Annotated in this window: 11 protein-coding genes and 1 tRNA gene; 4 read left to right on the forward strand and 8 right to left on the reverse strand. The window is 57.9% G+C overall.

All coding sequences use genetic code 11. From position 1 onward, the window contains the following. Positions 1-141 precede the first annotated feature (141 nt). Complete coding sequence (locus HF945_RS06515) at positions 142-2,787, reverse strand: MMPL family transporter (RefSeq protein ID WP_290524935.1); 2,646 nt, start codon at positions 2,785-2,787, stop codon at positions 142-144. A gap of 29 nt (positions 2,788-2,816) precedes the next feature. After that, a complete protein-coding gene (locus HF945_RS06520) occupies positions 2,817-3,251 on the reverse strand; it encodes an SRPBCC family protein (protein ID WP_290524936.1) in 435 nt (144 codons plus the stop codon). Positions 3,252-3,413: 162 nt separating this feature from the next. On the opposite strand from HF945_RS06520, the gene HF945_RS06525 reads away from it, so the two are divergent. Both HF945_RS06525 and HF945_RS06530 read left to right on the forward strand, forming a co-directional pair. After that, positions 3,414-4,439 carry an AraC family transcriptional regulator gene (locus HF945_RS06525; RefSeq protein WP_290524937.1) on the forward strand — a complete coding sequence of 342 codons (1,026 nt, stop codon included), beginning with the start codon at positions 3,414-3,416 and terminating at the stop codon, positions 4,437-4,439. A gap of 488 nt (positions 4,440-4,927) precedes the next feature. Continuing rightward, positions 4,928-5,989: a transporter gene (locus HF945_RS06530; protein WP_290524938.1), complete on the forward strand. Its 1,062-nt coding sequence runs from the start codon at positions 4,928-4,930 to the stop codon at positions 5,987-5,989. 413 nt (positions 5,990-6,402) lie between these two features. On the opposite strand, the gene HF945_RS06535 is transcribed toward HF945_RS06530, so the two are convergent. The 6 genes from HF945_RS06535 to HF945_RS06560 all read right to left on the reverse strand — a co-directional run bounded on the left by HF945_RS06535 (position 6,403) and on the right by HF945_RS06560 (position 11,405). After that, positions 6,403-6,478, reverse strand: a tRNA-Thr gene (locus tag HF945_RS06535). 59 nt (positions 6,479-6,537) lie between these two features. Then, a complete protein-coding gene (locus tag HF945_RS06540) occupies positions 6,538-8,049 on the reverse strand; it encodes a 4-hydroxyphenylacetate 3-hydroxylase N-terminal domain-containing protein (RefSeq protein WP_290524939.1) in 1,512 nt (503 codons plus the stop codon). Positions 8,050-8,464: 415 nt separating this feature from the next. Then, on the reverse strand, positions 8,465-8,884 hold the full coding sequence (gene msrB, locus HF945_RS06545) for a peptide-methionine (R)-S-oxide reductase MsrB (protein WP_290524940.1): 420 nt from the start codon (positions 8,882-8,884) through the stop codon (positions 8,465-8,467). Then, positions 8,884-9,507 carry a peptide-methionine (S)-S-oxide reductase MsrA gene (gene msrA / locus HF945_RS06550; RefSeq protein ID WP_290524941.1) on the reverse strand — a complete coding sequence of 208 codons (624 nt, stop codon included), beginning with the start codon at positions 9,505-9,507 and terminating at the stop codon, positions 8,884-8,886. The genes msrB and msrA overlap by 1 nt, the downstream gene beginning before the upstream one ends. Positions 9,508-9,575: 68 nt before the next feature. Next, entirely contained in the window at positions 9,576-10,718 is a 1,143-nt protein-coding gene (locus HF945_RS06555; RefSeq protein WP_290524942.1) for a CaiB/BaiF CoA-transferase family protein, read from the reverse strand. Positions 10,719-10,799: 81 nt separating this feature from the next. Continuing rightward, the gene (locus HF945_RS06560; RefSeq protein ID WP_290524943.1) at positions 10,800-11,405 is read right to left on the reverse strand and encodes a hypothetical protein; all 606 of its coding nucleotides are present in this window, start codon (positions 11,403-11,405) and stop codon (positions 10,800-10,802) included. A 411-nt stretch (positions 11,406-11,816) separates the two neighbouring features. Here HF945_RS06560 and HF945_RS06565 point away from each other — a divergent pair, with 411 nt between their 5' ends. Further along, the gene (locus tag HF945_RS06565) at positions 11,817-12,911 is read left to right on the forward strand and encodes an OmpA family protein (protein ID WP_290524944.1); all 1,095 of its coding nucleotides are present in this window, start codon (positions 11,817-11,819) and stop codon (positions 12,909-12,911) included. A gap of 11 nt (positions 12,912-12,922) precedes the next feature. Next, a complete protein-coding gene (locus HF945_RS06570; RefSeq protein ID WP_290524945.1) occupies positions 12,923-14,365 on the forward strand; it encodes a thrombospondin type 3 repeat-containing protein in 1,443 nt (480 codons plus the stop codon). The last annotated feature ends 114 nt before the right edge of the window (positions 14,366-14,479 follow it).

Raw genomic sequence — 14,479 nt, forward strand, 5'->3', positions numbered from 1 at the left:
AAGGCGCAAGGGACCTGGCGGTGGTGTGAAGGTGGGTGTGGTAATCGTAGGGCGGAAATGGGCGAGCGCCCATCTCCGCCAACATTGTCTACGGCTGACGGCGAAGATCGGCTCACGCCCATTTCAGCCCTGCGATTGGGTTTATCCTGCTCTCAGTTTCGGTTTGACGGTGATCAGCAGGGCCGGTAGCAGGGTCAGGTTGCTGAGCAGGGCCACCAGCATGGCCAGGCCGGTGAGCAGGCCGAAGTACACTGTCGGGTTGAAGCTGGACAGGGCCAGGATGGAGAAGCCTGCGATGATGGTGAGCGAGGTGTAGTACATCGCCTTACCAATAGAGCCATGACAGCGCTTCATGGTGGCCACGTAGTCGTTGTCATTGGGCAGCTCTTCATGGAACCGATGGATGTAGTGAATGGTGTCGTCCACGGCAATACCGATACTGATGGCCGTGATAGTGATGGTCATCAGATCCAGCGGCAGGCCGATCCAGCCCATCAGGCCCAGTACCAGGGCTGCAGACACCAGGCTGGGCACCATGCTGATCAGGGCCACGGGCAGGCTGCGGAACAGGATCAGCAGCATGATCAGAATAGCCGCGAATACGTAGCCCAGGGTCTTTATCTGGGAATCGAAAAGACTCTGCAGCATGTTGTTGTACAGCACCATGGCGCCGGTGAGATGAACCTGACCTGGCTCCAGGTCAAAGTTGTTTTCCAGATCGTGTCGGATCTTGGCGAGCAGATCGTTGCGGTTCAGGTTCTCATCGGAATCAATCACTCTCACGCTAATGCGGATCTGGTTGCCATCATCGGACAGGTAGGGAGTGACCAGCTGCTTCTGCAGGTCCTCGGGAATAAAACGGGCCAGCAGCATGAGTTGTACATAGGAAAGCGGGCCATTGTTCAGCTTCTCTGCCACTTCATAGGTGGTCGCCAGGGACAACACCTTGCCGGTTTCCGGCAGGCTTTCCACATAGTTCTGGATTTCCACCAGCTTGCCCAGTCGGGCCGGGGTGAACCAGTAGGCATCCTTCAGGTTGAGCCCGGGTGTGCTCTGTTCGGCGAAAGGGGCCTGGCTGCCTGACTCACTGGCGAACGGGTCTTCCACCGGGCCGCCGGACGCTAACGGATCACTGTCGGCAAACGGATCTTCATCAGCAAACGGGTCGGCCGTGTCATTGGCGAAGGGATCGTTGGCGGCATTGCTCAGCGCTTCACCGTCCCAGCCCTGGCCGGCAGTGTCGCGGGTGGACGTCGGTGTGGACGTGCTGCGGGGGGCATCGATAACGATATCCAGAGGGGTGGTGCCGCCCAGCTTGCGGTCGATCTGCACCATACCTTTGTAGATTTCCGTTTCTTCCTGAAAGTAATCGATAAACCGGTTTTCCACGGTGAGCTTGCTGATGCCCCACAGGGATGCGCCCAGCGCGAACAGGGCTACCATCAGCAGGGTAGGGCGATGGCGCTCAGTGAAACCGGCGAAGGCCAGCGTAAGCTGACGGCTGATGTCCTTGCCCTGGCGCGGCTTGCCGGGGGGCAGCGGCGACAGCAGGGCAGGAAAGACAAGAAAACAGACAATCAGGGCCACGCCCAGCCCCAGGGTCATCATCCAGCCGAAATCGATGACCGGACGGATGCCGCTGATCACCAAGGAGGAAAAACCCACCATGGTGGTCAGGATCATGTAGATGCTGGGGCGCATCATATGGGCGGCAGTTTCCCTGATCAGCCAGGCCTGGCTGGCGTCCGGGTTTTCCTGATGCAGTTCCCGAAAGCGTACGGTGAGGTGGATGGTGATCGACATGGTGATGATCAGCAGCAGCGAGATGTAGTTGCTACTGATGACGGAGACTTTCCAGTCCATCAGACCAAGCAGGCCGGTGACGAGCAGCACGGTGACCGCGCAGCAGGCCAGCGGCACCACCACCCAGCGGGGGCGCCGGAAGATGACGAACAGGGCGAGGATCAGGAACACCAGAACGCCGGCACCGAAGGTCTTCAGATCGGAACGGATAAAGCTCACCACATCCGTGGTGATCATGGGGACACCGCCCAGGAACAGATCGGCGTGATTCCGGTAGTTATCCATGATGTCGCGCACGTGCTGTATTTCGTCAGCGGTGCGCGCCTGAATCTGGCTGTTGTACTCACTGAAGGCCTGGCTGGCCTGTTCCAGCTCTGCGCTGCCTTCAGCATCCAGCTCACCGTTACGCTGCATGTCGCGCAGGTCGTTACGGCGGTTGAGAAGCCGGAAGTAGGTTTCATCGCGCTCGAAGTTCACCAGCAGGGCGGTGGTGCCACCGTCGTCACTGACCAGCAGATCCTCGTACAGGGGATTGACGTCAGTGAACTCATCCTTTGCCATCTGCAGGTCCACATCAGGGTCTGCCAGGGTGCGGAAGTTATTGGCCAGCTCGCTGAATTCCACCTTGGGGCTGAACAACAGGGGTACATCCATCATGCTGTAGACGGATTTCACCCGCTCGATGCCTTTCAGATCCTGTTGCAGGGCCTGCAGGCGCTCCAGGCTGTCACGCTGAAACAACGGAGACTGCGTTGGGGTATAGGTAATGACCAGAAAATCGCTGCCGCCATACTGCTTGGAGACCTTGCGGTAATACTCCAGGTCCTTGTCGTTCTCCAGCACCAGGGAATCGGTGGAGGCATCGATCTTGAAGTGACGGGCCTGCCAGCCGGCAAACCCGCACACCAGCACCAGGATCACGAGCCAGAACACAGGGTGGCCAAGCACCGTGCGGCAGTAGGCGTTAAACAGCCGATGAGTCATGAATCAATCCGTTGTTGTGTTCGCGACAATCAGAACATGGCCGCATATTCTGCGGCAAAGCGGGTGTCGAAGCGGTGAATAACCTTGCCCAGCGGCCAGCCGACCAACGGGGTGAGCAGGCCTTCGGTCCACTCTTCTTGGTGTACACGGCAGTTGCCGCTGTCGTCATCCATGAAGGTGAATCGATGGAGAATGCGACCCACCGGGGTATCCAGCCCCCAGGTGATACGCTTGTTCTCTTCGTATTCATACACTTTGACCACCACCGGTGCCGGTGGCATGCCGGGCAGGTCAACGACGAATAACAGGAATGCACCGGGGCGCCATTCGCCATTGAGCAGACGGGCATGGCGGACAACGGAGCACCAGCTTTGCCAGTTACTGGCTTCGGCAAACAGTTTGAAAGCTTGCTTGCGGGGGGCAAGGGTGTCGGTGACCTCGTCGACCAGATAACGTTTCAGCATGTGGGTGTCCTGTTGAGACTCTTGTTGAGAGTCTGTTGTTGTGATCATCAAGCGAGGGCATAGCTTACCGTTGCAGCAGGCGGCATAACAGGCCAATCAGCCAGTGCCGGTTGACCAGATCCGTCCGGTTTTCTAGCTTGTCAGAATCAGCGAGGATGGCCTATGACAACAACATTGCTTCCTGCCTCGATTCTGCCCGGTTTGCTGGAAGTTTCCCTGCGCAGCCAGCTGGATATTCCGGCGCTGTTCGAACGGCTGGGTATCGATGTGGAGATTGTTGGGCGCAGTGACCGGTTCATCAGCCTCAGTCAGCTTGATGAACTGTTATATACCGCTTTCATGGAAAGTCGGGATCCGCTGTTTGGCCTGCGTATCGGTGCAGACAACCATTACGGTAATCTGGATTTGCTGGGCAACCTGATGGCCACGGCACAGACCCTGGCAGCGGGGATGGCCATTCTTTTTCAGTACAAGGATTTACTGGTGCCCTACCTGGATTTCGCATTAACCGAGGTGGACGGGCAGGCGCGGCTAACGGTGCAGCCCGCTGGTGGGCCGTTGCGTTTCACCGGTACCCGCATTCACAACGATCTGGTGGTGGCGACCATGGTGGCGATCGGTCGTTCCCTGCTGGCTGGCCCGTTGCCGTTATCGCAGGTGTGGTTGCAGCATTCACCGGCGGACAACAGCGAGCTGGCTCACTACAAAGACTTCTTTCAGTGTCCTGTGCGGTTTTCGGCGCCGGCCAATGCCATCGAATTTCCCGCCTCCTTGCTGTCGTCTGCCTTGCCGCGTGCTTTCCCCAAATACCATGATCGATTGAAGCGCTCTGCAGACCAGGTGCTGTCCGGTTTGTCACGGGCGGGAGGAATATCGGGCAAGGTTTTGCTGCGCATGCAGGAGATGCTCGGCCACAGCGATATCACCATTGATGCCGTGGCGGCATTGCTGGCCATGAGCCCGCGCACCCTGCAACGCCGGCTGCATGAGGAAGGTACCCGGTTTGCCGTGCTACGGGACCAGGTCAAACATCGTTATGCCTGCCAGATGCTCATTGATGGCGAGGACGACATGGGGGCCCTGGCCCAGCATCTGGGGTTCTCCGATACTGCCAACTTCTACCACGCCTTCAAGCGTTGGCAGGGCTGTGCGCCCGGGGAGTACCGGCGCCGCAACCGCGCAGGCTAGCCAGTTAATCACAGGCGTTATTTTCCATAGAGAGCACAGAGCGCACAGAGATAAAACCCGTGATTGCCTCAGTGGCCCCTGTGATCTCTGTGGTAGGCAAGCTTTCGTGGTTTGGGTCTCAAGAGGGAGTCTGACTGCAGACGAAGGGCGGGGTATTCGCGTGCAGGCACGCTCCCACAGCGGGTATGGGGTGTGGGGTTTCCGGTTTCTTCCTCAGTGGACTCAGTGGGCTCTGTGGAAAACCGGCTTTCAGGGTTTTGGGGTTGATGTGGGAGTCTGCCTGCAGACGAAGGGTTGGGGTATTCGCGTGCAGGCACGCTCCCACAGTGGCTATGGGGTGTTGGGTTTCCGGATTCTTCCTCAGTGAACTCGGTGAGCTCTGTGGTAAACCGACTCCTGTTTTGGGGTGAGGTGCGGCATTTTGCCACATTGGATTTTCCCGCCTGGCCGGTAGGCTTGCCGCCCAAGAGTCACAACCGGATTCAATCATGTCCCAACGTCTTCTTTCTGTTGCTGTTTCTGCCGCCATTTCCGCCTTTCCCGCCGTTTCCCAAGCCCATTATGAGGGTGGCCGCGTGGATAGCCATGCGCCTATTTCCGTCATGGGCGACCATACCCATGCCAAGGGCGAGTGGATGCTGTCCTACCGGTACATGGGCATGGCCATGAGCGGCGCCAAATCAGGTAGTGAGTCACTGAGCACCAACGAGGCGTTCGCTGAGATTCCCGGCATGGGCCCCATGAACATGAAGGCGCTGCCGTACGATATGACCATGGAAATGCATATGCTGGGGGCCATGTATGCGCCCACGGACAACCTGACCCTGCTGGCCATGTTGCCGTACACCACCAATGAGATGACCACCAAAACCCGCATGACCATGATGATGAATACCATGGAAGGCGAGTTTGATACGGAAACATCCGGTATAGGTGATGCCAGCCTGGGCGGCCTGTACAAGTTCTACGACCAGGACGGCTACCGCTTGCACCTGAATCTGGTGGTGGGTCTGCCCACTGGCTCCATTGAGGAAGAGGACTTTATTCCCATGGCGGGCCGGGAGCTGCAGTTGCCTTACCCCATGCAGCTGGGTTCAGGCAGTTACGAGGCGCGCCCGGGGATTACCCTGAACAAGCAGTACGCGAGCTGGAGCTGGGGCGCCCAGGCCAGCGCCAAGATTGCCCTGGATGAGAACGACCAGGGCTATAAATTGGGTTCGCGAAAGTACCTGACCGCCTGGGCCGCCAAGCCGCTTTCTCCCTGGGCATCCGTGTCACTGGCCGCCTACAAGAGCTGGTGGTCTGATATTCAGGGTGAGGCAGAAGACCTGACCATCTCTCCCATGATGAATCCGGCAGCTGACCCGGAAGCGAAAGGCGGTCAGCGGCTGGACATCGGTGTGGGCCTGAACCTGCTGGGCAAAAACGGCGCCTTGAAAGGCCACCGTCTGGCCATGGAGTACAAGGCACCTGTGCAGGAATCGCTGCACGGTATCCAGATGGAAACGGATTACACTTTCACCGTTGGATGGCAGAAAGCCTTTAAATAGACCGCGAAAGGCGGGGCTGTAACGACGGTAGGGCGGAAATTGGCGAGAGCCGATCTCCGCCTTTTTCGTTGTTTCGCCTATGTGGCGGAGATGGGCTTTCGCCCATTTCCGCCCTACTCAAGCAGGAAGGGCCTCCAGCGCTTTTCATCGCCCTGGGAGAGACGATGTCTGGCAGGAGATTCAGCTTGCTGAACTCCCTACACAAGCAGCTCGAAGCTCAACACCCAAACCCCTTTCCATGAGAACGGTTTTGCCTTTCGGAACGCGTATCTCGACACTCGCGTCTTCCCCCCTCGCTGTCGTTCCGGTCGCCTGCAGGCAGCCTCCTGCGGAAAGGTGGAGGGCTTTCCCGGAAATTTGCGATGCCCCACAAAAAAGCCGCGCCAGAGAGGGCGCGGCTTTTTTGATGAAGATGGTGCCGGAACGCGGAATCGAACCGCGGACCTACTGATTACGAATCAGTTGCTCTACCGACTGAGCTATCCCGGCGCAGCCCTGAACAGGGCGCGCGCCATTCTAGCAGGACGTCCGGTGCAGGCAAGCAGGAATCAGCCCTCCTGCTTGATACCTGCCAGTTTACGGGCATGCCACTTCTTCTTCTCCACCTCCATGCCGCGGAGAATCTGGATACGCTGGGCCTGGGGGCTGCCGGCACCATGCATGGACTCAGTGAGGTAACCCACGGCATTGCGGCCCAGGGTCATGTTCTCGATCAGTCGCAGGATGCGCATGCGATCTTCCGTGGGGATATCTTCCCGACCTTTCAGAAAGCGGCGGATGATCTCGCCGGCTTCTTCGTTTTCCAGGTCCTGCTCGCTGGGCATGGTGACCATGATGCCACCGGCCAGGTCCTGGGCGAGGCGGGAAATCTCGTAGGGGAAGCGGGTGACGTTGTGCTTGCACACATTGGCCAGCATGGTGTCGTTCATGAAGATGCCGCTGGGCATCTTCTTCGCTTCGTGGGAGCTGGCGATACCGGAGGAGTAGATGGTCTCGTTCAGGTGGGTCATTTCTACCAGCTTGTCCCGGATGTGGCTGACCTTTTCCAGGCCGTTGTATTCCACGATGGAAGCGGCAGCACCCACCATCACGTCGCCCAGGCCGGTTTTACATACATAGCTGGCGCGGTGGTAGGCGGTAAAGCGGGTGACCAGTTCCTGGGCGAATTCGTATTCGCCGTCCATGAATACGTGCTCGTGGGGAATGAACACATCGTCGAAGTAGACCAGTACTTCCTGGCCGCCGTACTGGGCGTTCCCCTGGTCGATATCGCCGCCTTCCATGGCGCGGGTGTCGCAGCTCTGGCGGCCGTAGATGTAGGTGATGCCTTCGGCGTCGCCGGGTATCATGCCGACAACAGCGTAGTCCTTGTCATCTTCACCCAGGTTCATGGTGGGCAGTACGCAGATCCAGTGCTGGTTCCAGCCGCCGGTCATGTGGGCCTTCACACCTTTCACGTAGATGCCCTTGTCGGTGCGACGGGTGACACGCATGAACATATCCGGATCAGCCTGCTCGGAGGGCCGCTTGCTGCGGTCACCTTTCGGATCGGTCATGCCTGCGGCAATAAGGATGTTCTTGCGCTGGGCTTCCTTGAGGAATTCCAGGTAGCGCTGGTGGTAATGGGTGCCGTGCTTCTCGTCGATTTCGTAGGTGACGGAGTGCAGCACGCTGATGGTGTCCAGACCGGTACAGCGCTGGAAACAGGTGCCGGTAATCTGGCCCATGCGACGCTGCATCTTGTTCTTCATCACCAGATCATCGGGAGATTCCACGATGTGCAGAAAACGGTTCACCTGTTGCTCGATCAAGGGTGACCAGGCAGTGGCCAGTTCCGGATCCTCGATGGCCAGGTCATAGCTGGCACGCAGGGCATTGATGCTGGGCTTGATAATCGGATGGTCAGCCGGCTCGTCAATCAGCTCGCCGAACAGGAACAGGCGGGTGCCACGGTTACGCAGGCTGGCCAGATAGTCCTCGCCGGTTTTGAGAACGGGGATACGGTCCCAGCGGTCCTGGGCGGATTCTTCGCGTGACGGGGCAGGGGTTGCGGCGTTCATGGAGAGCCTCCTGTGATCTTGCCTTAATCGGGCCCGGCTGTGTGGCAGCGGGGCATTTATTCTTGGGGTCTGACTTTGATGGTATACACCGTGTTGCAGGAGGCAATGACAGATTAGGACGATGTTCCCAACGGTCAAGTCAGGGAGACGCAGTGGTGGTGGGGGAGGGGCAGGGGGAGTTGAAAGTTCAAAGTTTAAAGTTGAAACGCGCGGATGAGACTGTACCAGCGCAGACCATCGTGCCTCGCGCTGCATGGGTAGGTGCGCGGGCACGGCTTTCCAGTTTGGTCGCCTCCCATGGCGCGCTTTGCAACTTTAAACTTTCAACTGTCTTGCCCCCCCTCGAATTGCAGTCTTATGGTTGCAAGATAATCGCGTGCAGTCACGATCTCACAGAGCGGGTAGTCTGCGATGTTCAGGCCTTGAAGTTCATGGAGGCTGAATTGAGGCAGTAGCGCAGGCCTGTGGGCGCGGGGCCGTCGGGGAACACGTGGCCAAGATGGCCGTCGCAGCGGGCACAGCGGATTTCCACCCGCACCATGCCGTGGCTGGTATCGCGCAATTCGCGGATATGATCGTTGTCGAACGGCTCATAAAAACTGGGCCAGCCGGTGCCGGACTCGAACTTGCTGGACGAACTGAACAGGGGCAGGTCACACAGCTTGCAGTGATAGACGCCGTCTTCCTTGTTATCCAGCAGCCCGCCACAAAAGGGCGGCTCGGTGCCCTGGTTGAGCAGGATGCGCCGCTCTTCATCCGTCAGGTTGGCGGCATTGCTGTGTTTTTCGGCATCACTCAGCGGGGTCAGGTCGTAGCCGCTTGAAGACGTGGCCATCAGGCATCTCCTTTGAGTTTGTCCGGGAAGGATTGGATGAGTTTTTCTACTTTGGGTTGTGCCACCACGCGAATATAGCCTTGCTGTGGATTCCGGCGTGCGAAGTTCTGATGGTAGTCCTCACCCGGGAAGAATTCGTCAAGGGGTTCTAAGGTGGTCACGATCGGAGCAGTAAAGGCGCCCGCGTTTTCCAGCTGCTGCATGTAGGCTTCAGCCACACTTTTCTGCTCTTCACTGGCATAAAAGATAGAAGAGCGATATTGCGGGCCGCGGTCGTTGCCCTGGCGGTCTTTCTGGGTGGGGTCATGGGCCACAGAGAAGAACACTTTGAGCAGGTCGCCGTAGCTAATCAGGTTGCTGTCATAGGCGATTTCCACCACTTCCGCATGGCCGGATTGACCGGTGCAGACGGCCTCGTAATTGGCCTTGTCGGGCTCGCCACCAGTATAGCCGGACACCACACTCTGGACCCCTTCCAGGTTCTGGTACACGGCCTCCACACACCAGAAGCAGCCCCCGCCCAACACGGCTTTCTGCAGGCCGTTGGCAGGCAAGTCGATGGCGGCATCGGGGAAGCGTTCAGGGTGAATGGCGAGGGTGGTGCCGGGGATAACCGCTGTCATGTTGCCTCCTTCCGAGATAGGGGATGCCCCGGCGAACCGGGGCGAGCCAGTAGAGGGGGGCAGAACGGTCAGTCCTGTTTTATCGCCCCACTGGCGATCAGTTTGTCGATGGCCTCGTCACTGAAACCGGCAGTACGCAGCACAGCGGTGCTGTCGGCGCCGGCGGTGCTGGCCGGCTTGACCTCACCACTGCCAGTTCGGGAAAAGCGCGGTGTGGGCGCAGGCTGGACGCCGCCATTCACGGTGACAAAAGACTCTCTGGCTACGTTATGAGGGTGCGAAGGGGCTTCTTCAATGCTCAGCACCGGCGCAAAGCACACATCGGTGCCTTCCATCAGCTCGCACCACTGGTCACGGGTCTTCCGTTTGATGACGTCAGCCAGCTTTTGTTTCATTTCCGGCCATTTGGGCGGGTTCATCTGGTGGCCGAAGTCTTCTGCCGGCAGCTCGGCAATGCGGCACAGTTCGGCATAGAACTGGGGTTCGATACTGCCAATAGAGACGTATTTCCCATCGGCGGTTTCATACACCTCATAGAAGTGGGCACCGGAATCCAGCATGTGGGTGCCGCGTTGGTCGGTAAACAACCCCTGGGACTTGAGACCATAGAACATGGCCATCAGCGCCGCGGAACCTTCTACCATGGAGGTGTCGACCTCCTGGCCTTCGCCGGAGCGTTGAGCTTCCAGCGCGGCGCAGACCATGCCGAAGGCGAGCATCATGCCGCCGCCACCAAAGTCGCCTACCAAGTTCAGGGGAATGGCTGGCTTTTCGCCGGCGCGGCCCATGGCATGCAAGGCACCAGACAGAGAGATGTAGTTCATGTCGTGGCCGGCGGCCTGGGCCAGCGGGCCGGTCTGGCCCCAACCGGTCATACGACCGTAAACCAGTTTGGGATTACGGGCCATGCAGTCTTCCGGGCCAATGCCCAATCGCTCGGTGACACCGGGGCGGAAGCCTTCGAAGATACCGTCGGCGGTTTCGCACAGCTTGAGGACGGTTTCGATGCCTTCCGGCTTCTTCAGGTCCAGCGCCAGGTTCTGGCGGTTGCGAAACAGGACGGTGTGGCCGATGGCAGAGTGGGGATTGCCACCGGGGCGATCAACGCGAATCACGGTGGCGCCCATGTCGGCAAGCATCATGCCGCAGAAGGGGCCGGGGCCAATGCCGGCCAGCTCGATGAAAGTCAGTCCGTGAAGTGGGCCTGTCATAGAGAGTTTTCCGTTGTCAGGTGTTGGTTCGGATACCGGCAACGGGTGCTGCGCCCAAGCCGGACGCAAGGCATGCCTGCGCTACAGGTACCCCTGTTCTCGTAGTGTCTTGCGCAGGGCCTGGCACTGACTCTTGGCGATGGCGACCATGTTATTGGCTTCATGAGTGGTCGCCACCCCGGTCCAGATCGGGCTGCCCTGGGCATTGATCAGCTCGGCGCCATGCTGGCGAAGGGCTTCCGGAACGTCAGCCTGCTTCAGATCGCCGCCAATCCCCATCTCCCAGGTGGGAGGCGGGCTGCCGGGCGGCTGATTCATGGCGTTGAGCTGATTTACCGGTTGCGGTGGCTCGGCAGCATCAATCAGTAAATGGGTCAGTTCCACGACCAGAACCCGGTCTACGCCGGTGTTCTGCGCCCAGTCGAGAATGCGTTGTTTTCCGCCTTCATACCATAACGGTAATTCTTGATGGCTGAGCAAAATGGTCAACGAATCGGATGAAAATATATCCCTGCAGGTCAGTTCCCAGGTTTCCCGGACGCCACCTTCCGGGGTGTGGGCCACCAACAGCATGCGATCGGTGGCGGGGAAGCTCTCTTCGCTGGTGAAGCGGGTCGTGACTTCCGTGGTGCTGGCGCAACCTGCTAGCAGCAGGGTGGGCAACAGCACAATCAATAGTGAGCGCATGGCAGATCTCCGTCTTCAGAGATATGCAGTGTAGCAGCGCCATGCGGGTGTCACATCCTGTTCAGCATGGGATTAGCAAAGTGGCGGGTCAGTAAAAAAGGCAGCCCCCTCCGACAGGCGAGTGCAAATTAACGCCTATCGGTGGGCTCGGGAGTCCGGTATCGGGGTATCTTGGATCTGACAGGGAAAGGGAAAAGCTCAGCTATGCCTTTGGATAACGTAGGGGAAGCTGACCGCAGGATGCGTGACGTTGCGGCGTGTAACGGAAATTCACAAGATGCTTACCTAAAAGCAAAGTTTGAACTCCGTCACAACATTTAAGTAACGCAAAGCCACCGTAATTCAATTTTTTTTGCCCCTGCCTCCTATTCTAATGATTGCACTGTTCATTCATACCCAAGGGGGGTAGTCATGAAAGGATGCATGCGCATCAGCACATTGGCCGCCAGTGTCATGTTGGCATCGAATGCCATGGCCGCTGAGGACAATGCTGAACCGACTCGCCAATATCTGGCACCGATGCTTCATTACCTGATTCTCGACGAGGACCGGGATCTTGCCCGTAATGGTTTGGGTGGTGGTCTGATTTACGGCCGCCAGCTTTCTGATCATGTGTGGTGGGAAACGGAAGGCAATGCCTTCGGCCTGGATTCCGGTATCGAGGGAGCCACGGATTTTTACCAGTACTCCGTGAGCACAGGTCTGGCCTACGCGTTTGGTGATCGCGAAGGGTTTACGCCTTTTGTACTGGCCCAAATCGGCGGCATCTACGAAGACGTGGTGCCCGATGATGACGACGGGATCAACCTGCACGCCAATGTGGGGTTGGGCGCAGTCACGGGTCCGCTCTTCGATAATGGCCTCAAGCTGCGCGTGGAAGGCCGTTACATGTATGACGATTTCGACGGCGTGTCAGGTACCGCTTCCGATGGCGAAGGTGGTTTCAATGACTGGCGTGTTTCTTTGGGTCTGGAAATTCCGCTGGGCGTCACACGCACTGTGGAAGTAGAAAAGATTGTCTACGAGACCCGTGAAGTGGAAAAAGTGGTCGAGAAAGTGGTTGCTGAAGCCGACAGCGATAATGACGGCATTCCGGACAGCCGCGACAAGTGCCCAAATACGCTTGCCGGAGGCAAGGTGGATGGTCAGGGCTGTCTTCTCAAGAATCAGACCATTTCCTTTAACAATATTGGCTTTGAGCTGAACTCAGCGAAGATTACCGCTACATCTCGTCCGACCCTGGACAAACTGGCCCAATCTCTGCTGTCCCAAACGGATTTCAACGTGGAAATTGCCGGCCATACCGACAGCAGCGGTTCCGCCGAATACAACGAAACGTTGTCTGATAAACGTGCCAATTCCGTCCGTGAATACCTGATTGAAAAAGGTGTTTCCGGTGATCGTCTGACGTCCCGTGGATATGGCGAAGTGGATCCGGTTGCCAGCAATGAAACAGCATCCGGTCGCGCAATGAACCGTCGTGTTGAATTCCGCGTCAGCGAATAAGGAGACAGATCATGAATAGTGCAATGAGAGCTTTATTTTCAATACTGATGGCTGCCTCCCTGGCGCTGGTGCTGAGCGGTTGTGAAGCCGAAGGCGACGGCAGCAGTGGTGGTAACGGTAACAACAATCCCAACACCCGCTCTTTGGATACAGACGGTGACGGGATCCCGGACAACGTGGATAACTGCCCGCTGAATGCCAATGCCATGCAGGAAGACCAGGATGGTGATGGTGTCGGTGACGTCTGCGACGATGACCGTGACGGCGATGGCGAAGACAACCCCACCGATAACTGTCCGCTGGTGGCCAACCCGAATCAGGAAGACACTGACGGTGATGGCATCGGCGACGCCTGTGACATGGACAATGACCAGGACAAAGACGGCATCGATGACGGTGTAGACAACTGTCCGACTACCTTCAACCCGGAGCAGGGTGATGTGGACGGCGATGGTATTGGCGATGTCTGTGATGACGACGCCGATGGCGATGGCGTTGACAACACGAATGATAACTGTGTCTACACCGCTAACGCGGATCAAGCAGATACCGATACCGACGGTATTGGTGATGCCTGCGAAGATGACCGTGACGGTGACACCATTCTTGACCCGAACGACAACTGTATGAACCTGCCCAACACGGATCAGGCTGACCAGGACCTGGACGGCATCGGGGATGTGTGTGACGACGACCGCGATGGCGATGGCGTGGATAACGACACCGACAACTGCCCGCTGGTTGCCAATGCAGATCAAGCTGACAGCGACGGTAACGGTATTGGTGATGTGTGTGACGGTGGCGGCGGTGGCGATCCCACTGACACTGACGGTGACGGCGTGCCGGATGCCACCGACAACTGCCCGCTGATTGCGAACCACGACCAGGCAGACGGCGATGGCGATGGCAAGGGTGATGTGTGTGATGACGATGGCTTTACGTGTTCCGCCACCTCCACTTACCAGTCCATCGGTAACACTGACTACACTGCATTTGGTTCGCCTTCTGGACTGTGCCTTGGTTGTAGTGTCACTGATCAAGCCAACATTATTGATGGTAACAATGCGACCTTTGCATCCATGAATATTGGTGTGGGTTTGCTTGCTGGTTTCACGAGCGTTGGTGTGGAAGCCACTGTTCCCGCAAATGATTTCACTGCTGATGTTGTCGGCTTTGTGGTGAGTGATCCCACCTCGGCGTTGCTGAACCTGGAGCTGCTGGGTAACTTCATCACCGTTCGTTACTATGACGATGGAACCGAAGTGGAGAGCGCCACTGTGGGCGGTGGTCTGCTGGATCTGGACCTGTTGGGTCTCGGCGCCAACTCTGATCAGCGCTTTATCTCAGCACCGGATCCGGGTGTAGATTTCGACGCCATCGAGTTGCGGTATGGTGGTCTTCTGAACGCGAACAAGACGTTCCGTGTACATGAAGTGTGTGCCGGTACGCCCTGATGCTTGATCAGTGGTAGCGAAAAAGGGGCCTTCGGGCCCCTTTTTTTGGGTTCATCGCGGCTTGCCGGGAAGTTGCTGCTACCGAGGTTTTCCCGTAGGAGCGTCGCTCGCGGC

The sequence above is a fragment of the Alcanivorax sp. genome (genome assembly GCF_017794965.1).
Taxonomy (GTDB): Bacteria; Pseudomonadota; Gammaproteobacteria; order Pseudomonadales; family Alcanivoracaceae; genus Alcanivorax.

Coding starts and splice junctions, on each gene's coding strand:
- HF945_RS06525 (WP_290524937.1), top strand. CDS start 3,414: ATGACAACAACATTGCTTCCTGCCTCGATTCTGCCCGGTTTGCTGGAA.
- msrA (WP_290524941.1), bottom strand. CDS start 9,507: ATGACAGCGGTTATCCCCGGCACCACCCTCGCCATTCACCCTGAACGC.
- HF945_RS06540 (WP_290524939.1), bottom strand. CDS start 8,049: ATGAACGCCGCAACCCCTGCCCCGTCACGCGAAGAATCCGCCCAGGAC.
- HF945_RS06565 (WP_290524944.1), top strand. CDS start 11,817: ATGAAAGGATGCATGCGCATCAGCACATTGGCCGCCAGTGTCATGTTG.
- HF945_RS06560 (WP_290524943.1), bottom strand. CDS start 11,405: ATGCGCTCACTATTGATTGTGCTGTTGCCCACCCTGCTGCTAGCAGGT.
- HF945_RS06530 (WP_290524938.1), top strand. CDS start 4,928: ATGTCCCAACGTCTTCTTTCTGTTGCTGTTTCTGCCGCCATTTCCGCC.
- HF945_RS06520 (WP_290524936.1), bottom strand. CDS start 3,251: ATGCTGAAACGTTATCTGGTCGACGAGGTCACCGACACCCTTGCCCCC.
- HF945_RS06570 (WP_290524945.1), top strand. CDS start 12,923: ATGAATAGTGCAATGAGAGCTTTATTTTCAATACTGATGGCTGCCTCC.
- HF945_RS06555 (WP_290524942.1), bottom strand. CDS start 10,718: ATGACAGGCCCACTTCACGGACTGACTTTCATCGAGCTGGCCGGCATT.
- HF945_RS06515 (WP_290524935.1), bottom strand. CDS start 2,787: ATGACTCATCGGCTGTTTAACGCCTACTGCCGCACGGTGCTTGGCCAC.
- msrB (WP_290524940.1), bottom strand. CDS start 8,884: ATGGCCACGTCTTCAAGCGGCTACGACCTGACCCCGCTGAGTGATGCC.